Consider the following 585-nt stretch of genomic DNA (forward strand, 5'->3'; position numbering starts at 1 on the left):
ATCTTCTAAAGTATTTTTATCTTTTAATTCTTTTTCTTTATCTTCATTTATTTTTAAAGCATTTGAGTTTTTAAATAGTTGTATATCTTGCTTTAGCTTTCTTATGTGATTATTTTCTTCATTTATTGCGTATTCTTTTAGCTTTGGATTAATTTCTATTTTTTCTTTCTTATCTTTTAATTCTTCTTTTGCTTGATTTAAGTTTTTAAAATATTCGCTTTCATCTTCAATGTATTGTTCTTTTACTAATATTTCTCCATCTTTATCTTTATCAAAAAATATTCTATTATTAATCATTTTTGAAATAGTGTTTATGTTTTTTTCGCCAAATTCATTAATGTCTTCTTCTAATATTTTGTCTTTTTTCACAATCTCGCTTAAGACATAAATTCCATCTTTATTCTCATCAAAATAACAAACATCAATTAAAGTATTCATCAACTCTTCACTATTTAAAACCCCATTATTATCACTATCACTTTCAAGATATTTTAAATCAAATGCAATTTCACTAAACCAACCCGCTACATAATTAGCCGCATCGCCTTTTAAAATAGTTTTTCCATTTTCTTCTAAAAAATCATT

The 585-nt window shown here is 23.4% G+C and carries 1 protein-coding gene; it reads right to left on the reverse strand.

The features are described from left to right. A partial coding sequence (locus AC1B00_RS09630) for a hypothetical protein (RefSeq protein WP_488849510.1) occupies nucleotides 1-585 on the reverse strand: 585 nt, incomplete at both ends.

This window comes from Campylobacter sp. DY7 (assembly GCF_057802535.1).